Source organism: Rhodococcus sp. NBC_00297, assembly GCF_036173065.1.
In the GTDB taxonomy this organism is placed as follows: domain Bacteria; phylum Actinomycetota; class Actinomycetes; order Mycobacteriales; family Mycobacteriaceae; genus Rhodococcoides.
Genome location: NZ_CP108041.1, coordinates 836,807 through 856,636, shown reverse-complemented (window position 1 = coordinate 856,636; position 19,830 = coordinate 836,807). Strand labels below are relative to the sequence as shown.

Below are 19,830 nucleotides of genomic sequence, written 5' to 3'. Positions count from 1 at the left end.
GACAAGCAGATCCGGACTGCCCAGCAGTGCGCTCACGAGGCGTGGGGCTCACATCATCCGCATCTCGCGCATCGGGGACTCATGCCATCGTTCGACCGTCGATCCTTCCTGTCCGCATCCGCCGCCTCGGCCGTGGCCGCCACGCTCGCGGGAGTGCTTCGACCTGCTCTCGTGAACGCCGTTCCGGCGGGGACCGACGGTTCCGGGCCGGTTCCACCCGACTTCCCGCCGGGAATCCCGCTGTTCCGGCAGCGGTACCAGAATTGGTCGAAGGAGATCGTGGTCGACGCGGTGTGGACGTGTTCGCCGCGATCCGCCGACGACGTGGTGACGCTCGCGAACTGGGCTCACGCCTCCGGTCACCGGCTGCGGCCGCGCGGCGCGATGCACGGGTGGACCCCGTTCACCATCGAGAACGGCGAGAACCTGGACCGGGTCGTGCTCGTGGACACCATGACCGCGCTGACCGGTGTCACCGTGGACACCGCGTCGTCCACCGTCACCGCCGGTGCCGGCGCGACTCTGTCCGACGTCCTCCAGGCGCTGGAGGACCACGGTCTCGGATGGTCGAGTGTGCCCGCGCCGGGGGTTCTGTCCATCGCGGGCGCTCTGGCTGTCGGGGCGCACGGCGCCGTGGTACGCGCAGTGGGAGAAAAGGTTCCGATCGGTTCGTCGTCGGGATCCTTGAGTAATCTGGTGACCTCGATGACGGTGGTCGCGTGGAACGGGACCGGGTACGCACTGCGGACCGTCGCCCGGTCGGAGGCCGACGCGCCGGATCTCGCGGTCCATCTCGGCCGAGCGTTCGTCACCGAGGTGACGATGCAGGCGCATCCGGCGACTCCTCTGCGATGCGAGAGCATCACCGATATCGGCTGGGCGGAGTTGTTCGGAGCGCCGGGGGCACCGGGGCGTACGTACGTCGATTTCCTGGACCGGTCCGGCCGCGCGGAGGCGATCTGGTACCCGTTCACCGACACTCCGTGGCTCAAGGTGTGGACGCCGACTCCCGTCCGACCGCCGTCCTCCCGCGAGGTCGACGGACCGTACAACTACACGTTCTCCGACACCCTCCCGGAAGCGGTGTCCGACGCGATCGGTGCTGTCGTGTCCGGGCGGACGGAACTGACGCCCGCGTTGGGTCAGGTGTTCCTCGCGACGACGGTGGCGGGGCTCGCGGCCACGGGGTCGTCGGACATCTGGGGAGCGCCGAAGAACACGCAGTTCTACATCCGTCCGAGCACACTGCTCCTGACGGAGGGCGGCGGTGCGGTGATCACGGCTCGCGCGAACGTGGCTGCGGTCCTGCACGACTTCACCCGCTGGTTCCGAGAGCGCACCGAGCACTACGCGTCCCTGGGGCAGTTCCCGATCAACGGCCCAGTCGAGATCCGGTGCTGTGGTCTCGACCAGGGCTCGGACGTCCTCGTCGACTCGGCCGGCCCGCCGACGATCTCGGCCATGCGTCCGGTACCCGATCGTCCCGAGTGGGACACGGCGGTGTGGCTCAACGTGCTGGGCATTCCGGGAACGCCAGGGATGTTCGCGTTCTATCGCGAGATGGAGCAGTGGATGCGAGAACGTTTCGACGGTGCCGATGCGGTGTTCCGGCCGGAGTGGTCCAAGGGGTGGGCGTTCGACGAGGACCGCCCCTACCGAGACGTGCAGGCGCTCACGGCCACCATCCCCGACTCGTTCCGCGACGGGTACTCGGGCGAGCGGGACTGGGACTCCGTCGTCGGCACCGTCGACCGACTGGACCCGCACCGCGTGTTCGGCAATGCCTTCCTCGACCGATTCGTCCGGTGACGTGGTGATGCGGGCCACAGGAGCGGCGAGAACGTTGACGTGGGTAAGGATCGGTGCCTAGTTTAAAACAGCTGTTTCAAACTAGCTGAGAAGAGACGCGACCCATGTCCTCACCCATCGCTGCCACGGCCGAGACGGAGGAGACCGGAACCGGACGCATCGTCGCGGTACTGGCCTTCGCCGGCATCACGGTCGCCTTGATGCAGACGCTGATCATCCCGCTGGTTCCCCAGCTCCCCGCTCTGGTGAACGCCTCGGCCGCGAACACCGCGTGGGCCATCACGGCCACCCTGCTGGCGGGTGCGGTCGCCGTTCCCGTGACCGGCCGACTCGGCGACATGGTGGGCAAGCGGCGCATGCTGCTGGTCAGCCTGGCGCTGCTCGTCGCCGGATCGGTGGTCGGTGCCTCGCGAACAGCCTCGTGCCCCTCGTCGTGGGGCGGGCACTGCAGGGTCTCGCCGCCGGTGTGATTCCCCTCGGCATCAGCGTGATGCGGGACGTGTTGCCTCGCCACAAGCTTCCCGGTTCGATCGCGCTGATGAGTGCGTCGCTCGGAGTGGGCGGCGCCCTGGGTCTTCCGGCCGCGGCGATCATCGCCGAGTACGCGGACTGGCACTTCCTGTTCTGGACGGCGGCTGCGCTCGGCGCACTGGTGGCGGTCGCCGTGGTCGTCGTCGTTCCCGAGTCGACGGTGCGCACCGGCGGCACGTTCGACATCGGTGGAGCGCTCACGCTGTCGGTCGCCCTGGTGACCCTGCTGCTCGGGATCTCGAAGGGTTCCGACTGGGGGTGGAGCAGCGCGTCGATCCTCGGCCTGCTGCTGGTGTCCGTCCTCGCGTTCGCGGCGTGGATCGTGTGGGAACTGCGCACTCCCCAGCCACTGGTGGACCTGCGGGTCTCGCTGCGGCGGCAGGTGCTGTTCACCAACGCCGCGTCGATCATGCTCGGTTTCGCGATGTTCGCACTCAGTCTCGTTCTGCCGCAGATCCTTCAGTTGCCCGCCGCGACCGGTGTCGGTCTGGGACAGTCGATCCTCGTCGCGGGCCTGGTGATGGCGCCGTCCGGACTGATCATGATGGCCGTCGCGCCGGTGTCCTCGCGCATCACCACCACGCGCGGACCGAAGATCACGCTCATGGCCGGCGCGGCGACGGTTGCCGTCGGCTACCTGCTGGGCATCGTGATGATGGGCGCGGTGTGGCAGCTGATCGTGGTCTCGCTCGTCATCGGTGCGGGCATCGGACTGGCGTACGGAGCGATGCCCGCCCTGATCATGTCGGCGGTGCCCGCCTCCGAGACAGCGGCGGCCAACAGCTTCAACACGCTGATGCGGTCCCTCGGAACGTCGTTCGCCAGTGCGGTCGCGGGGGTCGTTCTCGCGTCGATGACCGTGTCGTTCGGATCCACCGCGGTGCCGTCCGAGGCCGCCTTCCGGATCACCATGGCCATCGCCGCCGGCGCGGCGATCCTCTCGGTCGTACTCGCCTCCTTCCTTCCGCGTCACCAGGACGGCGAGAACGAGGCGTCGGAGGTCGTCGGAGGTGCCGTCACCGACCGGGCCACCGAGACGGTGGAATGAGCCAGGCCCGGTCGACGCGAGCCCCGTCCGCGCGCTCCGAGGCGACGCGCGAGGCGATTCTGGGTGCCGCTGAGCGGCTGTACGCGGAGAACGGTGTCGTGTCGGTGTCGAACCGTCAGGTCGGCGACGCGGCGGGGCAGAGCAACAGCGCCGTGGTCGGTTACCACTTCGGCAGCAAGGAGGATCTCGTCCGCGCGATCGTCGTCCGCCGGACGGGCGACGTCGAACGGATCCGCTCCGGCCACGTCGCGGCGATCGGAGAGGGTGCCGACCTGCGAGCGTGGGTGTCGGCACTGGTCCTGCCGTCGACGCAGTACTTCGCCGAGCTCGGCGCCCCCACCTGGTACGCGCGCTTCGCCTCCCAGGTCATGACGGACCCGGTGCTGCGGCCGATCCTGGTGGACGAGGCACTGTCCTCGGCGACGCTGCGAGAGACGGTGGCCGGTGTCATCTCGTGTCTGCCCCCGATTCCTGCCGACGTCCGCTCGGCCAGAGGGGCCATGGCGCGCACTCTGCTGACGCACGTGATGGCCGAACGAGAGGCGGAGTTCGCCGCGTCGGGCGCCGATCCGACGGCGTACTGGACCGCGTGCGGCATCGACCTCGTCGACGCCATCGTGGGGATCTGGTCCGCTCCTGTCTCCCGCTGACGTCGCGACGCGTCGTCAGCGGGCTCGCCGCGCCGACGACCGGGCACCCGTCGACCTAGACTTTCCGGATGCAGACTGCCGGGAACAGGCTCGAGCGACGGAAGGCGCGCACGCGCCAGGCTCTCGTGGACGCCGCGCGCGAGATGATCGCCGACGGGCGTTCCTCCACCGCGAGCATCGCCGACATCACGGCCGCCGCCGACGTCGGGTTCGGGAGCTTCTACAACCACTTCGAGGACAAGCCCGCACTCTTCGCCGCCGCCGTGGAGCAGGTTCTCGAGCAGATGGGGGAGACGCTCGACGGAGTCTCGCCGCGCTCGGACGATCCGGTGCAGATCTTCTGCGACGCCGTCAGGCGGACCGGTCGTGCCGCCGTCTCGCATCGTCAGGCCGCGGAGATCGTCGACCGGTCGGGGTTCGCGTTGCTCGACGCGCCCGGTGGTCTCGGGCCGCGGGCCCGCCGGGATCTCGCGGCGGCGGTGGACGCCGGACGACTCGAGATCGAGGACCTGTCTCTCGCGACGGCGATGACGGCGGGTGTGCTGTTCGCCCTGGTACACCGATGGCTGGAGGACCCGGGCTCCGTCGACGATCGCCGGATCGACGACGCAGCGGAGCGGCTGCTGGTGATGCTCGGAACGGACCCCGACACCGCTCGGGCAGTGGCGCACACGGACCTGGAGATGCCGCAGATCTCCTGACGATTCGGGACCGTCCCGACCCGGCGACGTCTTCCCGTGACGGCGAGTACCTGATAACCTCTGTCACAGTTAGTCACGGAGATGTACCCGCCCACGGAAGGACGACGCCATGACCAGCACACTCGACCCGGAACTCACCGTCTCGGACGCCGAGGACGTGTCTGCTCGGCTGCTCGATTCCGTCGCAGCGCTCTCGTACGACCCCATGCAGGAGGTCGACTGGGAGGCTCCCCTCGACCCGGAGCAGTTCGGCCTCAATCCTGAGTGGAGCACCCTCTACGGCACTGATCTGTGGAAGGAGATGACGCCCGAACAGCGCGTCACCCTCACCCGCCACGAGGTCTGCTCGATCATGAGCACCGGCATCTGGTTCGAGATGATCCTGCAGCAGATGGTCCTGCGTGATCAGTACTGCGGCGACTCGTCGTCCTCGGACTTCCAGTTCGCGCTCACCGAGATCGCCGACGAGTGCCGCCACTCCCTGATGTTCGCCAAGGCGTGCCGCACCATGGGCATCAAGGCGTATGTCCCGCGCCGGCTCAGCATCGAGCTCGGTCGTGGCTTCAAGACCCTCGCCGTGTCCGAGGCCGCCTACGGCGGCATCCTCGTCGCCGAGGAGGTGCTCGACGTCATGCAGCGCGACTGGATGCGCGGCGAGAACGTGCTCCCGTTGGTACGCACCACCAGCAAGATCCACGTCGTCGAGGAGTCGCGGCACATGACGTTCGCGCGTCAGCAGATGCGCGAGAACATGGCGGGAATCTCCACCGCCCGCCGTAAGTCCGCGGCCCTGCTCATCGCCATCGCCGCCCGAGTCATCGTGTCCAACATGGTGAACAAGGACGTCTACGCCGCGGCCGGTCTCGACCGGGACCGCGCCGTGCGCGAGGCGAAGAACAACACGCACCACCACGTCATGATGCGCACGAGCAGCCAGCACCTGATGGCGTTCCTCAGCGACTGTGGACTGCTGACCAAGCCCGCTGCGGCCGTCTACCGCACCATCCACATGGTCTGACGCTCCCATGGCCTTCGCGATCACCCAGAACTGTTGCAACGACGCATCGTGTCTGTCGGTCTGTCCGGTCAACTGCATCCACCCGACGCCGGACGAGCCGGACTTCGGCAAGACCGACCTGCTGTACATCGATCCGCGGTCCTGCATCGATTGCGGCGCCTGCGCGGACGCGTGCCCGGTGGACGCGATCACGCGGGTGTCGCGGCTGTCGCCGTCGCAGGCGATCTACGCGGAACTGAACGCCGACTACTACCGGGACCGGCCGGTCGATCATGTATGGGGCGCACCGACGTTCCCGCCCGCGGACATCGGTTCCGTGTCGCTGAAGCGGGTCGCCGTGGTGGGAACCGGGCCGGCCGCCTGCTACACCGCGACGGCGCTCCTGCGGCAGACCGATGCCGCGGTGACCTTCTTCGACAAGCTGCCCGTGCCGGGTGGTCTCGCGAGATACGGTGTGGCACCGGATCATACGAGTACCCGGCGCATCGGTGAACACTTTCGGTCGCTGTTCGTGCACTCGCGCGTGACGATGCGCCTCGGCGTCGAGGTCGGGGTCGACGTCACGGTGGAGGAACTCTCGCGGACCTTCGACGCGGTGGTCTACGCGGTGGGTGCCGATCAGGACAGGCAGCTTCCCCTCGAGTCCGAGGTCGTCCCGATGAGTGCCCGCACCCTCGTCGGCTGGTACACCGGTCACCCCGACGTCCCCGCCGACGCCGTGGATCTGCGCGGCGTGACGCGCGTCGTCGTGATCGGCAACGGGAACGTGGCGCTCGACGCGGCGCGGATTCTGACAGCTCCCGTCGAGGACCTCGTGGGCACGGACATCTCGGCCCACGCGCTCGCGGCGCTACGGGACAGTGCGGTGCGGGAGGTCACCGTGCTCGGTCGACGCGGCCCCGAGGTCGCCGCCTTCACCCGGTCCGAGTGCCAGGCGCTCGTCGATCGCACATCGGTGCCCGTTCTGGTCGCGGGCGACGACGATCTCTCCTCGGTCCTGGCGGCGCTGCCGCTGTCCGCGTCCGCTGCACCGCTCGCCACCGCACCGCGCGCCGACGAGGCCGAGACGGGTGACGGCGCGCCGCGCATCGTCTTCTCGTTCGGGCGCGCACCGGTGGCGGTACGCCCGGGAGCGCTCGACGTCCGCGGATCCGGCACGTCCGACGCGGGGATCGCGAGCTCGATTCCCGCCGATCTGGTGCTGCAGGCGACCGGGTATCGCGGGTCCGCCCTGCCCGGACTTCCCTTCGACGCGGACCGCGGAACCGTGCGCAACGTCGAGGGTCGCGTCGTGGACTCCGAGGACCGCCCGGTGGCCGGGGCCTACGTCGTGGGATGGGCCAAGCGTGGCGCCACGGGGGGTATCGGCGACAACAAGCTCGATGCCGAGCGCACCGTCGAGCTGATGCTCGCGGACTCCCTCTCCGCAGCCACGTCGTCGCGTCGCGAGACGGCCGGCAGACGACCATTGTTCGGCCGCGCCGGCCGATAGGCGAGCCGTTCCCGCGCTCCACTCCCGGGTCTCCAGCAGCCCCGGACCGTACCTCTCGGGAGGTGTGGTCCGGGGCTGACTGCGTTCCGAGGTGTCGGTGTGGCGCTGTGAGAGCGCCCGAGTGGCCGTCGTGGAGCGCGAATTCGCCACGAATCGCCGACCCGCCGTTCGTGGCTTTTCACGAAATTCAGTCTGCTTCGTCGGTGCAGTTCTACGAGGAGTCACCAAAGCGACCCGGAATACGAACGGGTAACTCGGATATAGGTTGTCGTAACGGGTCAATGACCTGCGGTTCGTTCTCGGGCCTCGAAAAGGGCACATCCGTCGCACGTCACCGATTTCGGGGCGGAATCCACTTTTTGCTCGGGAAGCGGGACAATAAGTGTGTGGATTCGTCGTCCGGCGAGTCCGTGGTCTGTTGGTCGGGGCGCCGGACGGCGATCCGACAACTCTGTCCGAGAGGTGTCCGATGTCGACGACTCTGCTCGCCCCCACCCGCCTGATCACACAAGGGAGCACGCGCCTTGCAGATCGTGATAGTGGGACCGTTCTGGTGATGAGTTCCCCGTCCGCCGATCGTGGGCTCTGGGACGAGTACCTCGCCTGCGCCACGCGGTCCTACGAGCGCCACGGAGTGAGCGTCGCGCTCGACGTCGAGCGCGTCGCCGACGGTGCGGACACCGCTGTGTTCTACGCGGCCGTGGACCGTGCGGGGCAGGTCGTCGCCGGCGTCCGCGGCCAGGGCCCCTACCTCAGCGCGGACCAGTCGCACGCTCTGGTGGAGTGGGAGGGCAACGCCGCTCGGCCCGACGTCGCGGAACTCATCCACGGTCGACTGCCCGCCGGTGTCGTGGAGATGAAGACCGCGTTCGTCTCCGCGGACGCCGAGCATCCCGGTGCGCTCTCCGCACTGCTGTCCCGTACGGCGCTGCCCACGATGGTCTTCACGGGCGCCCGGTACGTCATGGCCACGGCGGCCGATCACGTGCTGCGACGGTGGGAGTCCGGCGGCGGCCGCGTGGCCGAGAACATCGCCCCGGCCGCGTACCCTGACGAGCGCTACCGGACCCGCATGATGTGGTGGGACCGGTTCTCGATCATGGACGACGTGACCGAGGACGTGTGGGCACGCATCACTCGCGAGACGGAGGTGCTGACGGGCCGCGATCTAGTTCTGGCGGCGTGATCGCCGGGGTCACCGGTACCAGTCGGCGAGCCACCGAGCGCAACGTCACTGCCGCCGCGAGCGGCAGGACCGCCGCGGCGGCCCACGGAACCGCCTCGCCTGCAGGCGTGTCCGGCATCGCGTCGATGAACGCGCCGAGCGCGACCGACCCCACGAGCACCCCGATCCCGCCCAGCGAGGCCAGCAGACCGTAGTACGAGCCCGTGCTGCGCTCCCGCGCCATCCGCGGGACCAGGTCGCGCGCGAACGGCATGGCGATCATCTGACCTACCGTCAGCAGCACGACGAACGCGGCGGGCCCCACGAGCCCTGCGGCACCCTCGGTGCCGAGCAGTGCGGCCACGGCCGCCGCGGCGAACGCGGTCGCCATGACGGCGAAACCCAGTGGGAGCACACGTACCAGCGGGAACCGGCGCAGTGCTCGGGTCACGCTCATCTGCCCGGCGACGACGAGTGCCGACGCCGCGGCGAAGAACCATCCCAGTGGTGCCTGCGATCCCCACACCTGCTCGACCCGCAGCGGCAGCAGGAGATAGAGCTGGTTGTACGCGACGAGCTGCGCGCTCATCGCGGCGGCGAAGACGAGGAACAGACGGTTGCGGGCGATCTCCCGCCAGTCGTCGAGCCAGGTGTCCGTGGTCGACTCGGCGCGTCGAGCTGGCAGCAGCACCACGTGCGCGAGCGTGATGACGACGAAGACCCCGGCCGCGACGAGGCAGGTCAGTCGGAAGTCCACCGCGAGCAGCGCGGAGCCCAGCAGCGGACCGGTGAACGCGCCGATCTGGCCGAACACGGTGAACAACGCGAACGCGTCCAGGCGGGACTGGCCACCCGCGCGTTCACCCTCGCCCGCTTCCAGCGCCACCGCGCTCTCGACGGCCGGCGAGAACAGCGCCGCGGCCACGCCGGTGAGCGCCGTGGCTGCGAGGACGGCCGGAAGGCTCTGGGCCAGAGCCAGTCCCACGAATCCGAGGACGCGCAGGACGCAGCCCGTCAGCACCACCGGTTTGACGCCGAGGCGGTCCGCCAGCGTTCCGCCGACGACGAAGAGTCCCTGCTGCGAGAACGTGCGGACTCCGAGCACGACACCGACCAGCGCGGCGCCGAGACCGAGGTCGGACGTCAGGTGCACGGACAGGTACGGCAGCACCATGAAGAAGCCGATGTTGAAGGCCATCTGCGTGAGGACGAGCAGTCTCACGGTGGGCGTGGCCGCACGGAGGTCGTGCCAGGGGAGCACTCGACCGCGGCGAGACGCCCTCAGCACGCGGAGACCGGGGTGGGACGGTCGGCCTGCGCGGCGGGACCGTCGGTTGACCGACGCCCACGGCGGGACCGGACGGCACTCGACAGCGAGACCGCCGTGACCGACAGCAGCACGAGGCTCACCAGGGGCGCGAGGGCCACCCAGGGCGCCCGCTCCACCGTGGACACCCCGTCGGCCAGCACGAGACCCCAGTCGGGACTGGGTGGTTGCGGTCCGAGTCCCAGGAAGCCCAGGGCGGCGAGTGCCAGGGCGATACCCGGCAGCCGCACCACCCCGTGACGCAGAACGGCGGGACCGACCGCCGGCAGCACCGACCCGAACAGCACGCGCAGTCGACCCGCGCCGAGGGTGGGCAGGACGGCGACGTACGGCCTGGCCGCGACCTCGGCCGACAGCGCTGCAGTGTGCGCGGCCAGGGGTGCCCACGAGACCAGCAGGACAGCCACGGCTGCAACCGCGGCGCCGGGGCCCACGACGGAGGCGACGATCACGCCGGCGATGACCGGTGGCGCGGCGTTGGTCACCTCGATCGGACCGGTGAACACCGATGCCGCCGAACCGAGAATCAGACCCACCAGCACACATCCCAGTGCGACCGTCGCGGACACGGTGACGGTGTGCGCCGCACCGTGAGCGACGCGGGCGAGCACGTCGCGTCCCGACGCGTCGGTGCCGAAGGGATGCGCGAGGGACGGTGGCAGGAACTTGCCTCGCGTGGTGGCGAACGGGTCGCGGGGCAGGCCGACGAGCACCATGGTGCCCAACGCACTCGCGGCGACGGCGGGCACGACGAGCGGGAACCGACCCACGGCGACTCGTGCGGTGGGTACCGGGACGGCGTGATCGTGCACCGACCGGCCGAGCAGTGCCCGGCGGGCGGCCTGCGCGGCCACACCGATGAACACGCTGACCCCCATGAGCAGCAGGATGTCGGCCTGCAGCGCCGGAAGGTCCTGCGACTGAGCGTGTCCGAGCATCGATCGTCCGATCCCGGGGATGGCGAAGACGCGTTCGACCGCGACAGCTCCACCGAGCAGACCCACCATCACGAGGGCGATCTGGGACGTGAGCGACGAGGCCGCGCGACGCAGCACCGCACGGGCGAGCGTGCCGCGGTCCACGTCGGCGACCGTCCACGTGGTCACCCATGCCTCGGTGAACGACACCGACACGGCATCGGCGAGCAGACGGCCGAGCAGCCCGCCGGCCGGGAGACCGAGTGCGAGAGCCGGGAGGATCGCCGAGGTCGGGCCGGTCCAGCCGTAGGACGGGAGCGACAGCCACACGCTGCCGACGATCACCGCGACGGACGCCAGCAGGAACTCCGGCACCGAGGTGAGAACCGAGGCGCCGACACCCGACGAGCGGGTGGGACGCCCCCGTAGCCCGGCGCGCAGTGCCGGAGCCACGATCACCGTCGCCACCGCACAGGCCACCGCGAGGGCGAACCCCATCAGGGTCGTCGAGACGGCGAGCGCGTCGAGGGCGCCGGGAAGGACGGGCCTGCCGGTGTTCCACGACGTGCCGAGATCGCCCCGCAGAACTCCGCCGAACCACCTGCGCAGCAGTGTGATCGGACCCGCATCGAGTCCCAGATCGGCGCGGATCGCGGCGAGTGCGGCGGGTGTCGGCTCCTGGTCCGCGGAGCGCGCACGCAGGATCGACAACGCCGGGTCGCGGCCCGACAGCCACGGCAGCAGTGCGACCACCACGATCACGCCCGCGACGGACAGCAGGCGAGAGGCGGAGACCAGGACGCGGCCGGACGTCATCCGACCGTGGTCTCGGTGGTGACCAACATCCGTTCCCGCGGATCGCGCGCTGCACCCGACACCGCCGCGGCCTCACCCTGCACGACGCGCTCGTGCAGCATCGGCACCACCGCATCGCGCTCGAGTATCAGCCGCTCCGCCTCGAGGACGGCGGCTCGGCGCGCTGCTCCCGGCTCGGTCGCCGAGGCGGTGGACAGAGCGGCGTCGACGGCGGGGTCGCAGAACTGCGCGATGGTGAAGGAACCGGCGCAGGCGAAGTCGGAGTACATGTAGGCGACGGGGTCACCCGAGTCGAGCACGGTCGCCCGCGACAGGACGAACGCGTCGAACGCGCCGGCGAGAGCATCGGCCTCGATGAACTGGTACTCCCGGACCACCTGCTCCACCACGAAACCGCGGGCCTCGAGCTCCTGCTGCAACAACACCGCGACCTCGGGCAGTTCCGCGCGATCGGTGAAGGTGCCCAGGGTGATCCGTCGCCCCGCGGGATCGCCGGCCGGGGCGGTCGTGCGTGCGGGCCGGTCCGCCGTCCACGGCAGGGCGGGTCCCAGCAGTCCGCTGGCCACGTCGGCGCGGTCCTCGTAGACCTGGTCGACGAGTCGATCGGCGTCGACGGCCTCCCGCGCTGCGGCGCGCATCGACGGGTCGGCGAAGGCGCCCGTCCTGTTGTTCAGGTAGAGGGTGTTGGTGCGCGGCATGGGCACCTCGTGCACGAGAGCCGGATCGACCAGCGCCGCCTGCGACACCGGCACCGCCTCGACGATGTCGGCGGTACCGTTCCGCAGCGCCGCGGCCCTGGCCGTGCCGTCGGGGACGAAACTCACGTCGATGCCCGAGGCCTTCGCCGGACCACCCCAGTAGTCGTCGTTGCGATCGAGTGTCGCCGTGGACGTGCCGTCGACGGCGGTGAGCACGAACGCACCGGTGCCGTGTCCGACGGGATCGACGGGACCACCGCCCGCGTACGCGCCCGGCGAGAGGACGGCCAGCTGTGGGCTCGACAGTCGTTGCGGTACCAGCGGATCCACCGACGCGGTGCGCACCGTGACGGTGTCCGTGCCGTCCGCCTCGACGGTCATGTCGACACCGTCGAGAATGCGGGGCTTCGGCGAGGCGGTGGTGGCCGCGGTGAGTGCGGTGACCACCGCGGCGGCGTCGAGCGGCGTCCCGTCGTGGAACCGGACGTCGGGCCGCAGGTCGATGCTCCAGGTCGTGTCGTCCACGCGAGTCCATGCGGTGGCGAGGGCAGGCTGTGCCTCGCCGAGATCGTCCAGTACGACGAGGGTCTCGGCCGTCGACCATCGGGACAACTTGAAGGCGTCGTCGCTCAGCGGGGTCAGCCCGGAGCGCGGCGGCTGCAGCATCGCCACGCGCACTCGGCCGCTCCCGTCGTCGGCGGACGGTGATGCCGCGAAACAGCCGGACAGCGCGAGCACCGACACGGTGAGAACGGCGGAGAGGGGCAGCATTCGGCGGGGGGACCGCATCATGGGCATTCTTTCGAGGGAAGGTCGGACGGAACGAACTACAGGTGCGCGCGGACGGGAAGACGCGGTACCGCATCGACCAGGGCGCGGGTGTGGGTGTGCTGCGGGGACCCGAGAACCGTGGTGGTGCAGCCACTCTCGACGATCACGCCGTCGGCCATGACCAGAAGACGGTCACTCGTGCGGGCGGCGACGGTGAGATCGTGCGTCACCAGCAGCGACGCGGTGCCGTTGCGGTCGCACACGGTCTCGAGGACGTCCAGGACGAGATCTCGCAGGGGCAGGTCGAGTCCACTGACCGGTTCGTCGGCGACGAGGTAGCGGGGTCGGCACGCGAGGGCGCGAGCGATGGCCACCCGTTGTCTCTGGCCGCCAGAGAGCTCACCGGTGCGGGCGCCGACCATCGACGCGGCCACCTCCACCGAGTCCAGAGCCGCGAGGGCGCGAGCGCGGTGATCGCCCTCGCACCGCAGCCACCGCAGCGGTGCGGCGACCGAGTCGAGCACGGTGCGACGCGGGTCCAGTGAGGAACCGGGATCCTGCGGAACGTACTGCACCTCGCGGCGGAACCAGCGGGTCGAGCGGGCCGTTCCCGGCCGGATCGCGGCGCCGTCGAGTGTCACCTCGCCGGAGTCGGGTGTCTCCATCGCCAGCAGCATTCGGAGCAGGGTCGACTTGCCCGAGCCGGAGGCGCCGACGAGTGCGATTCGCTCCGAGGGCGCGACGGAGACGGTGACGTCGTCGACCGCGAGCGTGTGTCCGTCGTACCGGCGCGTCAGTGCGCGGCCGTGCAGACCGGGAGATCCCGACGTCACGATGCGACCGGGGCGGAGTGCAGCGCCGCGTCGGCGGACCGTGCGCGCGAGACGAGCCTCGCCGTGACGGGATGGCGCGGTGCTGCGAGAATGTCTGTGAGGGTGCCTGTCTCGATGATCGTTCCCCGGTCGGCGACCACGATTCGGTCGCAGAGAGCGGCGGCGACGGCCAGATCGTGCGTGACGAACAGCAGGGCGGGTCCTCGATCGCCGTCGGTCGCGGCGCCGAGAGTCGCGACGACGGTGCTCTGGCTGACCACGTCGAGTGCCGTGGTGGGCTCGTCGGCCACGATCACCGGGGCGTTCGAGGCCAGAGCCATCGCGATGCAGACACGCTGACGCTGCCCGCCGGAGAGCTGGGCCGGACGCGCTGCCGCGATGCGCTCGGGATCGGTGAAAGCCATGCCCCGCAACAGTTCCTCTCGGTCGGCACGTCGCCGACTCGCCTCGCCGCGATGGCGCAGTGCGAGATCGAGCTGCCGTCCGACGGTGCGGAAGGGGGCGAGTGCGGACGACGCGTCCTGGAAGACCATCGCCGCCCGGGCGTCACGGGGGCGGCGGGGGACGGGCGTGCCCGCCACGTCGTGACCACCGATGCGCACGTGACCGGCGACGACCAGGTCGGGAGGAGTGACGCCGACGACGGCGGACGCGATCACGGATTTCCCGGAGCCGGACGCGCCGACCAGTGCGACACGTTGTCCCGCAACGACATCGAACGTGATGCCGGTCACGAGCGTGGTGACGCCGACCCGGACGGTCAGGTCCTCGACCTCGAGCACGGTGGTGTTCCTCCGCCTTCTGTCGATACTGATAATCGTTGTCGTCGAGACAGTAGGGGTTCGTGACGATGGGGGCAAACCGGCCGACGTCGCCCGTCCGATCCGACAACGGTTGTCGGTAACGCTATGATCGCTGCACGTCGTCCTCGCAGGCGATCCACCGTCACCGATCCGCAGCTGCTCGCAGCGCGGTGCAGAGGGAGTCCCACCATGATGTTTCCCGTCATCGCCAAGGCGGCGTCCACCGTCGTGACCGGGGTCGTGGGCGTCGCGGCCTACAACGGTGTGAAGAAGGTCGTCGAGCGTGCACCGCTGCGCGAGGCTGCCGTCCGGGTCACCGAGGTGAGCCTGCGGGGGGTGCGCAAGGCGGAGGTCAAGGCTGAGTCCGCCCGTCTCGCGGTCTCCGACGTGGTCGCCGAGGCGAAGGATCGCATGGGTGAGGAGGTGCGGCCCCCGGCGGCGTCCGACGTCGGTCACGGCCACGACCACTGAGCGCCGACGTGAGCACCGCGGTCGCCGCTCGCACGGACACCGATCCCGCCGAGACGCCGACACCCGCAGCACCCGAGGTCCTGTCCCACGGCGCCGGCAGGATGCGCGTCCGACTCGACTGGATCGCCGGCAGTGACGTCCGCGCGGTCGCGGTCGAGGACTTTCTCGACGCCGTTCCCGGTGTCCGCGCCGTGCACGCGTTCCCTCGGACGGCGTCCGTCGTCGTCTGGTACTCCCGCTCCCGTACCGACGCCGCGTCGGTGCTGGCCGCGCTGACGGCCGTACCGGCGGCGACCGCGCTCACGCCGGGCCAGGCCGCGGTGCGCACACCACGGTCGGCAGACGTCGGTACCGGCGAGCTGCTGCGCATGACGGTGGGCGGAGCGGCCCTGGTCCTGCTGGGCCTGCGCCGGTACGCGCTGCGCCGACCTCCCGTGCTGGGCCCCACCAGTCGGCTCGTCGCCACCGGGGTCACCGTCTTCACCGGTTATCCCTTCCTGAAGGGCGCCGTGCGGTCCCTCACGGGAGGCCGCGCGGCCGGAACGGACGCCCTGGTGTCCGCGGCGACGGTCGCGAGCCTCGTCCTGCGTGAGAACGTCGTCGCCCTCACCGTGCTGTGGCTGCTGAACATCGGCGAGTACCTCCAGGAGTTGACGCTGCGCCGCACCAGGCGTGCCATCTCGGATCTGCTCAGCGGCACCCACGACACCGCGTGGATCCGGACCGGTGACGGTGCCGAGGTCTCCGTGGACATCGACTCGCTCGAGGTCGGCGACGAGGTCGTGGTGCACGACCACGTCGGAGTCCCGGTCGACGGCATCGTGATCGAGGGCGACGCCGTCGTCGACCAGTCCGCCATCACCGGCGAGACGCTGCCGGTCACTGTGACCGTGGGGACCCGGCTGTCGGCCGGATCCGTCGTGTTGCGCGGCCGCGTCGTCGTCCGCGCGTCGGCCGTGGGTCGCGACACGGCGATCGGCCGCATCATCGCCCGGGTCGAAGAGGCGCAGGAGGATCGCGCGCCCATCCAGACGGTGGGCGACAACTTCTCCCGTCGCTTCGTGCCCGCGTCGTTCCTGCTCTCGGCCGCCACGCTGCTCGTCACCCGTGACGTCCGCCGGGCCATGACCATGCTGCTCGTCGCGTGCCCGTGCGCGGTCGGTCTGTCCACCCCCACCGCCATCAGCGCTGCCATCGGCAACGGTGCCCGGCGCGGAATCCTCATCAAGGGCGGGTCCCACCTCGAACAGGCAGGCCGTGTCGACGCCGTCGTCTTCGACAAGACGGGAACGCTGACTGTCGGGCGCCCGGTGGTGACCAACGTGATCGCGTTCCACGACGCGTGGGAGCCGGAGCAGGTGCTCGCCTATGCGGCCAGCTCCGAGATCCACTCTCGGCATCCGTTGGCGGAAGCCGTGATTCGCAGTACCGAGGAACGTCGCATCGAGATTCCACCGCACGAGGAGTGCGAGGTGCTCGTCGGGTTGGGCATGCGGACCGTCTCGGACGGGCGGACGCTGCTGCTGGGCAGTGCGTCGCTGCTGCGCAGAGAGAATGTCGAGGTCTCCGAGGAGGCGTCCGACTGGGTGTCCCGTCTGCAGCACCGTGCCGAGACGCCTCTGCTCCTCGCGGTCGACGGCGTGTTGGTCGGGCTGGTCAGTCTGCGCGACGAGATCCGCCACAACGCCGCCGAGGTACTGCGCGCGTTGCGGGCCGACGGTGTGCACCGCATCGTGATGCTCACCGGGGACAACCCGGCCACGGCCGCCGCCGTCGCGGCCGAGCTCGGTATCGACGAGTGGCGCGCCGAGGTCATGCCCGAGGACAAGCTCGACGTCGTCCGCGCCCTGCAGGCCGAGGGCCACATCGTCGCGGTCGTCGGCGACGGCACCAACGACGCGCCGGCGCTCGCGGCCGCGGACATCGGCATCGCGATGGGCGCCGCCGGGACCGACGTGGCGGTGGAGACCGCGGACGTCGCTCTCGCCGGGGACGATCTGGCACGACTGCTCGACGTGCGCGCGCTGGGGCGGCGCTCGGTGGCCGTCATCCGCCAGAACTACGCCATGTCGATCGCGGTCAACGCGATCGGGCTGGCCGTGAGTGCCGGCGGAGCGCTGTCACCGGTACTCGCGGCGATCCTGCACAACGCGTCGTCCGTCATCGTCGTCGGAAACAGCGCGAGACTCATCGAGTACAGGCCCGGATCCGGGTAGGTTCGACAGGATGACGACCACCGCACCGCGCACCACCGCAGCACCCGTCGGACCACTCGATCTCTTCGCCGCCGACTCCCTGCTCGACGAGGACGAGCGGGACATCGCGGCCACGGTCCGCGCGTTCGTCGACAAGCGGCTCAAGCCCGAGGTGGGGGACTGGTTCGAGGCCGGCACGCTGCCGCGGGAGATCGCTCGCGAGTTCGGCGGCATGGGTCTGATGGGCATGCACCTCGAGGGGTACGGCTGCGCCGGGACCAACGCGGTGAGCTACGGCCTCGCGTGCATGGAACTCGAGGCGGGTGACAGCGGGTTCCGGAGTTTCGTCTCCGTGCAGGGCTCGCTGTCCATGTTCTCGATCCACCGGTACGGGTCGGAGGAGCAGAAGCAGGAATGGCTCCCGCGTCTCGCCACCGGGGAGGCCATCGGATGTTTCGGACTGACCGAGGCCGACTTCGGTTCCAACCCGTCCGGGATGCGCACCCGTGCGCGACGGGACGGCGACGACTGGATCCTCTCCGGCTCCAAGATGTGGATCACCAACGGCACCCTGGCCGACGTGGCGACGGTGTGGGCGCGGACCGACGAGGGCTTCCGTGGGTTCGTCGTGCCCACGGACGCACCGGGATTCGCCGCGCACGCCATCGGTAAGAAGCTGTCGCTGCGCGCCTCGGTGACAGCGGAACTCGTCCTCGACGACATCCGGCTCCCGTCGTCGGCGATGCTGCCCGGTGCCACCAGCCTCGGAGCTCCGCTCTCCTGCCTCAACGAGGCGCGGTTCGGCATCGTGTTCGGCGCTCTCGGCGCAGCGCGGGACAGCCTCGAGACCGCCATCGCGTACGCGAATTCTCGCGAGGTGTTCGACCGGCCGCTCGCGAGTTTCCAGCTGACGCAACAGAAGCTGGCCGACATGACACTCGAGCTCGGCAAGGGGTTCCTTCTCGCCGTCCACCTCGGCAGGATCAAGGACCGCGGTGAGATCACGCCGGATCAGGTGAGTCTGGGCAAGCTCAACAACGTCCGCGAGGCCATCGCCATAGCCCGCGAGTGCCGCACGATCCTGGGCGGTAGCGGCATCACTCTGGAGTACTCACCTCTGCGGCACGCCAACAACCTGGAGTCCGTGCTCACGTACGAGGGGACCAGCGAGATGCACATGCTGTCCATCGGTAAGGCGCTGACGGGGCAACAGGCGTTCCGCTGACCTGTCACCTCTTCTTCGCGGTCTGCTTCCTGTTCTCCTTGTCGATGGCGTCGACCAACTCGTCCTTGGTCATCGTCGAGCGGCCGTGAACGTCGAGGTCGCGAGCGACCTCCTCGAGATGCTTCTTCGACGCGTTCGCGTCGACGCCGCCCGCGCTGCGGCCCTTCGGATTCGGGCCGCCGCTCTCGGCGCGCTCGTCGGAGGGGCCTTTCTCGTCCTTCGGCTCCCAGTGGTCGCCCACCTTCTCGTAGCTGTGCTTCAGCGAGGAGTAGGCGACTCGGTGCGCCCGCTGCTCGTCGTCGTATTCCTCCTCCGCGGAGTCGAGTGTCTTCGCGAAGGTGCGCTGCGCCTTCTCGTCCGATTTCTGCAGGGTGGAGGGCAGCTCCGACTCGATGGGCTTGCCGTCGTCGTTCGTGGTGGGCACGACTGCCTCCTTCTCTCTGGTCCTGACGTCGGGTCTCGTGTCCAGGTGGCCTACCCGCGTCCCGAGGCGCGAAAACCCTGCCGACGTCACCGTCTCAGCGGCACCGTCTCGCCGCGCCCGACGTAGGTGATGCGGTCACCGAGACCTCGCGCGCGCATCTCGCGGGAGAAGTCGGACAGGGGAGAGGCGAAGACACCGTAGTCGTCGACATGCACGGGCAGTACCTGCGCCGGGTCGACGAGCTGCACGGCGTCGGTGCCCTGGCGGCCGTCCATCGTCACCATCGCTCCCCAGCGCGGGTTCTGCCCGAACGGCAGGGTGGTGCCACCGAGGTGCACGACACCGGTGTCGATGTCCGGATAGCGCGTGGGGATCTCCCGGAGCTCGTCGACCATCAGGGTGTCGCCGGAGACGTACACGCGCAGGTCGACGGTGTCGGACTCCGCGGATCCGAACTCGAGCATCGTGCCCATCACCGGCGGAAGCACCCGCAGACGCTGTGCCCAGACGGGGCCGTGCCGACCGGGCATCGCCGTGATCGTCACGACCTGCTCTCCGACTCGCAGGCGTCGTGATTCCCACGTCGACAGTCCGGTCGCCGCCTCGAAGCCGCGACGGGTCAGTTTCGAGGCAGCGTGACCCGTGGTGAACACCGGCAGCGACCGGTCGAGCCCGCTCTGTGCGCGCCGGTCCCAGTGGTCTCCGTGCATGTGCGACAACACGATCGCGGACAGCGGTGGCAACTCGTCGATCGAGACGGCCGGATCGAGACGGCGTGTGGAGAACAGACCGTGACCGAGATAGGCACGCTCGCCGGCGTGCAGGAAGTTGGGATCGGTGAGCAGCGTGATGTCGCCGTAGCTCACCAACCCGGTCGCGTTACCGACGAACGTGTAGCTGCCGTGGGAGACCATGCCGGCGGCTTCCCCGCCGACA

General features: G+C 69.8%; 16 protein-coding genes and 1 pseudogene. 10 read left to right on the top strand and 7 right to left on the bottom strand.

Annotation, left to right across the window (positions count from 1 at the left end):
- Positions 1–81: 81 nt before the first annotated feature.
- The 7 genes and pseudogenes from OG947_RS04000 (at position 82) to OG947_RS03970 (ending at position 8,435) form a co-directional block, all read left to right on the top strand.
- Positions 82–1,809 carry a cholesterol oxidase substrate-binding domain-containing protein gene (locus OG947_RS04000; protein WP_328813159.1) on the top strand — a complete coding sequence of 576 codons (1,728 nt, stop codon included), beginning with the start codon at positions 82–84 and terminating at the stop codon, positions 1,807–1,809.
- Positions 1,810–1,913: 104 nt separating this feature from the next.
- Positions 1,914–3,388 (top strand): annotated as a pseudogene (locus OG947_RS03995) (MFS transporter).
- The gene (locus tag OG947_RS03990) at positions 3,385–4,038 is read left to right on the top strand and encodes a TetR/AcrR family transcriptional regulator (RefSeq protein WP_222638239.1); all 654 of its coding nucleotides are present in this window, start codon (positions 3,385–3,387) and stop codon (positions 4,036–4,038) included. Before OG947_RS03995 ends, OG947_RS03990 begins: the two are co-directional and overlap by 4 nt.
- Before the next feature lie 68 nt (positions 4,039–4,106).
- Positions 4,107–4,739 carry a TetR/AcrR family transcriptional regulator gene (locus tag OG947_RS03985; protein ID WP_056447278.1) on the top strand — a complete coding sequence of 211 codons (633 nt, stop codon included), beginning with the start codon at positions 4,107–4,109 and terminating at the stop codon, positions 4,737–4,739.
- A gap of 109 nt (positions 4,740–4,848) precedes the next feature.
- On the top strand, positions 4,849–5,757 hold the full coding sequence (locus tag OG947_RS03980; protein ID WP_328813158.1) for an AurF N-oxygenase family protein: 909 nt from the start codon (positions 4,849–4,851) through the stop codon (positions 5,755–5,757).
- A gap of 7 nt (positions 5,758–5,764) precedes the next feature.
- The gene (locus OG947_RS03975) at positions 5,765–7,249 is read left to right on the top strand and encodes a 4Fe-4S binding protein (protein WP_328813157.1); all 1,485 of its coding nucleotides are present in this window, start codon (positions 5,765–5,767) and stop codon (positions 7,247–7,249) included.
- Positions 7,250–7,805: 556 nt separating this feature from the next.
- Complete coding sequence (locus OG947_RS03970; protein WP_328813156.1) at positions 7,806–8,435, top strand: hypothetical protein; 630 nt, start codon at positions 7,806–7,808, stop codon at positions 8,433–8,435.
- Here the strand turns inward: OG947_RS03970 and OG947_RS03965 are convergent.
- From OG947_RS03965 to OG947_RS03945, 5 genes are read right to left on the bottom strand one after another with little or no spacing between them, the layout of a single operon-like run.
- Entirely contained in the window at positions 8,383–9,636 is a 1,254-nt protein-coding gene (locus OG947_RS03965) for an MDR family MFS transporter (protein ID WP_328813155.1), read from the bottom strand. The genes OG947_RS03970 and OG947_RS03965 overlap by 53 nt on opposite strands.
- A gap of 59 nt (positions 9,637–9,695) precedes the next feature.
- A complete protein-coding gene (locus tag OG947_RS03960) occupies positions 9,696–11,474 on the bottom strand; it encodes an ABC transporter permease subunit (protein WP_328813154.1) in 1,779 nt (592 codons plus the stop codon).
- On the bottom strand, positions 11,471–12,964 hold the full coding sequence (locus OG947_RS03955) for an ABC transporter substrate-binding protein (protein WP_328813153.1): 1,494 nt from the start codon (positions 12,962–12,964) through the stop codon (positions 11,471–11,473). Before OG947_RS03955 ends, OG947_RS03960 begins: the two co-directional genes overlap by 4 nt.
- A gap of 35 nt (positions 12,965–12,999) precedes the next feature.
- Entirely contained in the window at positions 13,000–13,776 is a 777-nt protein-coding gene (locus OG947_RS03950; RefSeq protein ID WP_328813152.1) for an ABC transporter ATP-binding protein, read from the bottom strand.
- Complete coding sequence (locus tag OG947_RS03945; RefSeq protein WP_328813151.1) at positions 13,773–14,558, bottom strand: ABC transporter ATP-binding protein; 786 nt, start codon at positions 14,556–14,558, stop codon at positions 13,773–13,775. Before OG947_RS03945 ends, OG947_RS03950 begins: the two co-directional genes overlap by 4 nt.
- Positions 14,559–14,768: 210 nt before the next feature.
- On the opposite strand from OG947_RS03945, the gene OG947_RS03940 reads away from it, so the two are divergent.
- The 3 genes from OG947_RS03940 to OG947_RS03930 all read left to right on the top strand — a co-directional run bounded on the left by OG947_RS03940 (position 14,769) and on the right by OG947_RS03930 (position 18,470).
- Positions 14,769–15,050 carry a DUF1490 family protein gene (locus tag OG947_RS03940; RefSeq protein ID WP_056447595.1) on the top strand — a complete coding sequence of 94 codons (282 nt, stop codon included), beginning with the start codon at positions 14,769–14,771 and terminating at the stop codon, positions 15,048–15,050.
- A 101-nt stretch (positions 15,051–15,151) separates the two neighbouring features.
- The gene (locus tag OG947_RS03935; RefSeq protein ID WP_328813964.1) at positions 15,152–17,266 is read left to right on the top strand and encodes a heavy metal translocating P-type ATPase; all 2,115 of its coding nucleotides are present in this window, start codon (positions 15,152–15,154) and stop codon (positions 17,264–17,266) included.
- A gap of 10 nt (positions 17,267–17,276) precedes the next feature.
- Positions 17,277–18,470: an acyl-CoA dehydrogenase family protein gene (locus OG947_RS03930; RefSeq protein ID WP_307109094.1), complete on the top strand. Its 1,194-nt coding sequence runs from the start codon at positions 17,277–17,279 to the stop codon at positions 18,468–18,470.
- A 4-nt stretch (positions 18,471–18,474) separates the two neighbouring features.
- On the opposite strand, the gene OG947_RS03925 is transcribed toward OG947_RS03930, so the two are convergent.
- Positions 18,475–18,894 (bottom strand): ChaB family protein, encoded by a 420-nt coding sequence (locus tag OG947_RS03925; RefSeq protein ID WP_222638235.1) that lies wholly within the window; start codon positions 18,892–18,894, stop codon positions 18,475–18,477.
- An 86-nt stretch (positions 18,895–18,980) separates the two neighbouring features.
- The gene (locus OG947_RS03920) at positions 18,981–19,808 is read right to left on the bottom strand and encodes an MBL fold metallo-hydrolase (protein ID WP_328810120.1); all 828 of its coding nucleotides are present in this window, start codon (positions 19,806–19,808) and stop codon (positions 18,981–18,983) included.
- Between the last annotated feature and the right edge of the window lie 22 nt (positions 19,809–19,830).